The following is a 3,441-nucleotide window of genomic DNA, read 5'->3' as shown; positions in this document are numbered from 1 at the left end:
CGTCGTCGCGGCCGGGTCCGGGGTGGGCAGCCTGCGCGAGGCGCGCCGGTCCCTGGTCGAGGCGCGGCAGATCGCCGAGGCGGCCCGCCGGGACCCCCGCGACCTGCCCTGCTTCCGGCTGCCGCACGTCGGGCTGGCCGGCCTGTTGCACCTGCTGCGGGACGAGCCCCGGTTGCAGACGTTCGTCGAGCGCGAACTCGGCCCGCTGCTGGCGTACGACGCCCAGCATCCCCGGGAGCAGCTGCTCGGCACGCTGCGGGCGTACCTGGAACAGGGCCGGAACAAGTCGGCGGCGGCGTCGGCGGCGCACCTGTCCCGGCCGGCGTTCTACGAGCGGCTGGCGCGCATCGGCCGCATCCTCGACGCCGACCTCGACTCCGTCGAGCAGTGCCTCTCCCTGCACGTGGCCCTGCTGGCCCTGGACGCCGTCCGCACCCCCTGACCGTCCGCCGATCCCCGCGCCCGCGCGGACCAGCGGTCGATCATGAAGTTGGCGGGGGCGAATCGGGCGAAACGCCGGCTAAACTTCATGATCGCCAGACCGGGTCAGGTGAGCGCGGTGAGGGCCTTGGCGTAGGGGGCGGGGACGAAGTTCGGGCCGCCGGGGCTGAAGACGTCGGAGGTGGACGCCGCCTGCCACGCGGTGTCGGGCAGCGCCGCCGCCAGGGCCCGGACCACCGGGGCGTCGCGCCACTGTTCCTGCTGGGCGAGCAGGCTCAGCGCGACCACCGACTCCTCCACCTCGCCGACGCACTCGAACGGCTTGTGGCCGTCGACGCCGAGCAGCTCCCGGTAGCCGGGGATCTGGGACTCGTCGGCCAGCAGGTCGCCGCCGAAGATGCCGGTGAGCCGCTCCCGGGGCATGAACGGGGCCATGGCCAGGAAGACGAACCGGCACTTCGGGCAGTCACGGCACCAGCGCTCGCTCGCGTCGCGCAGCTTGAAAGCGGCGTTGCAGCTGGTCACCACCGCGTCGTAGCGGTCGATCTCGGCGAAGAGCCGGGCGATGTGCAGCTCGGACAGGGAGCGCAGCAGTGAGAAGTAGGGTTCGGTGAGCCCGGCGTGCTCGGCCAGCGCGGCCCGCAGCAGCCCTTCCGCCTCGACGCCCTTGGACCACTGGTGGTTGATCTCGTGACCGTTCCACACCAGGTTCGGGTCGGACGCGGAGCGCTCGTTCGACATCACCACCGGGCCGAGCCCGTGCAGGACGGCGGTGGCCACCGCGATCAGCGAGTTGATCGCGGTCACCGGGATGTGCCCGTTGCGCGCGCCGGCCGCGTTCAGCTCGAACAGCACCGGGTCGAGCCGCCGCCGCGCGGCCAGCGGCACCAGGTCCGACGCCTCGTTCACCGACACGATCACGTGGTTCGGGTTGACCGAGAACGGCACCGGGTCGAACCCGGCGCGCCGCAGCGCCTCCAGCGTGACGATCGAGTCCTTGCCCCCGCCGACGGCCGACAGCGGGCGTCGGTCGGAGTTGTCCAGCGGGGTCGCCGGGTCCACCGACCCGGCCGGCACCTCGGGCCGCAGCTCCAGCACGTGCGGCAGCTGGTTGCGGTAGGCGTACTCGGCGAGGCCCTTGGTGTAGACGGCGGTGACCAGCTCGACGGCGGCGGCGCCCAGCGGCGTCGGCAGCACCAGCCGGGGCGGCGCGGCGGCCTTGTAGTAGCTGACGCCGGCGACCACGTGCAGCAGTTCCAGGACCCGGGCGAGCGTGGCCGCGGTGGCGTCGGAGACCGGCTCGGCCGGCAGCGGCAGGGTGATCACCTCGGTGAACCGCTGCTCGCCGTCGGGACCGGTCAGGGCGTAGTCGAACAGGACCTCGCCGGTGGCGAAGTCGATCGAGTAGGACGGGAAGGTGAAGGCGTCCATCCGCCGCAGCTGCTCGTTGGGCACACGCCATACTAGGCCCTGGTTCGTCCGCCCGTGTCCGGCTGGGCCGGACCCCGCCCGCCGAGCACCGCCGAGTACGAGGAGAGCCCGTGCGCCTGTCTGATCTGCGCGGACGTCATGTCGCCGTCTGGGGCGCCGGCCGCGAGGGCCGGGCCGCGGTGACCGCGATCGCCGCGCACGGCCCGGCCGGCCTGGTCGCCGTCGACGACAGCGCGAACTTCCTCAGCCTGCCCTGGGAGGGACCGCTCGCCGCCGCGGCGCCGCTGGTCACCGGCGAGGAGGGCTTCGCGCGGCTGGCCGCCGCCGACGTGGTGGTCCGGTCGCCGGGGGTGCCGAACACGCACCCGTGGATGGTGGAGCTGCATCGCCGGTCCGTGCCGGTGACCCAGGGCAGCGCGCTCTGGATGGCCGACCACGCGGACCGCACCGTCGGGGTCACCGGCAGCAAGGGCAAGAGCACCACCTCCAGCCTGATCAGCCACCTGCTCACCGCGATGGACCGGCCGAACGTCTTCGGCGGGAACATCGGCGTGCCCCTGCTCGACCTGCCCGAGGCGGAGCTGTACGTGCTGGAGCTGTCCAGCTACCAGTGCGCCGACCTGACCGACTCGCCGCGGGTGGCGGTGGTGACCGCGCTGTTCCCCGAGCACCTGGACGCGCACGGCGGCGAGCGGGAGTACTACCGGGACAAGCTCAACCTGGTCGCGCACGGCCCGCACACGGTCGTGGTCAACGGCGCCGACCCGCGGCTGGCCGTCGAGCTGGGTGACCGGGCGGCGGTGCGGGCCGGCTCGCCGGACACCACGCACGTGGCCACCGGCCCGGACGGCACGCCGTGGTTCCACCTGCGGGACGCGCCGCTGTTCCCGCGTGCGGTGCTGCCGCTGGTCGGGCGGCACAACGAGGGCAACCTCTGCGTCGCGTTGGCCGTGCTCGACGCGCTCGGCGTCGACGTGGTGGCGCGGCGGGACAGCCTCGCCGTGGCGGTCGCCGAGTTCCAGGGCCTGGCCCACCGGCTCACCGAGATCCCGGACCCGTCCGGGCTCACGTTCGTCGACGACACGCTGGCCACCAGCCCGTACGCGGCCATGCACGCGATCGACGCGTACGAGGGCAGGCCGCTGACCGTGATCGTCGGCGGCACCGACCGGGGGCTCGACTACACCCCGCTGCGGGACCACCTCGCCGAGCGGGAGATCACCGTGATCGGCATCCCGGACAGCGGCTCCCGCATCGTCGAGGCGCTGGCCGGGCTGCCGGCGGTCCGCACCGAGCTGGCCGAGGACCTGGTGGCCGCGGTCGGGCTGTCCCGCAAGCTCACCCCGGCCGGCGGCGTGGTGCTGCTGTCCCCGGCGGCGCCCAGCTACGGGCGGTTCCGCAACTTCGAGCACCGCTCCGAGGTGTTCGCCCAGGCGGTCGCCGACACGGCCCGCTGAGGTCAGCCCCGGTCGGCCGGGCCACCCCGCGACTCCGCCGGCACCGCGTCGCCGCCGCGCACCGCGTCGCCGCCCGGTGGCGCGTCGTCGTGGGCCGGCGCCGTGTCGTCGG

The 3,441-nt window shown here is 74.2% G+C and carries 3 protein-coding genes; 2 read left to right on the top strand and 1 reads right to left on the bottom strand.

Going from position 1 to position 3,441, the window contains the following annotated elements; all coding sequences use genetic code 11:
• Positions 1-442, top strand: a 442-nt coding sequence (locus HUW36_RS28540) for a PucR family transcriptional regulator (RefSeq protein WP_174530957.1), incomplete at its 5' end; no start/stop codon positions are given.
• A 104-nt stretch (positions 443-546) separates the two neighbouring features.
• Here HUW36_RS28540 and HUW36_RS28535 read toward each other — a convergent pair.
• Entirely contained in the window at positions 547-1,896 is a 1,350-nt protein-coding gene (locus tag HUW36_RS28535) for a MurL-like N-terminal domain-containing (RefSeq protein WP_174530956.1), read from the bottom strand.
• Positions 1,897-1,982: 86 nt separating this feature from the next.
• On the opposite strand from HUW36_RS28535, the gene murD reads away from it, so the two are divergent.
• The gene (gene murD / locus HUW36_RS28530) at positions 1,983-3,329 is read left to right on the top strand and encodes a UDP-N-acetylmuramoyl-L-alanine--D-glutamate ligase (RefSeq protein ID WP_174530955.1); all 1,347 of its coding nucleotides are present in this window, start codon (positions 1,983-1,985) and stop codon (positions 3,327-3,329) included.
• The last annotated feature ends 112 nt before the right edge of the window (positions 3,330-3,441 follow it).

Source organism: Micromonospora maritima, from assembly GCF_902825405.1.
GTDB lineage: Bacteria > Actinomycetota > Actinomycetes > Mycobacteriales > Micromonosporaceae > Micromonospora > Micromonospora maritima.
The sequence above is the reverse complement of the archived record's forward strand: the minus strand, read 5'-3'. Positions and strand labels throughout refer to the sequence as shown.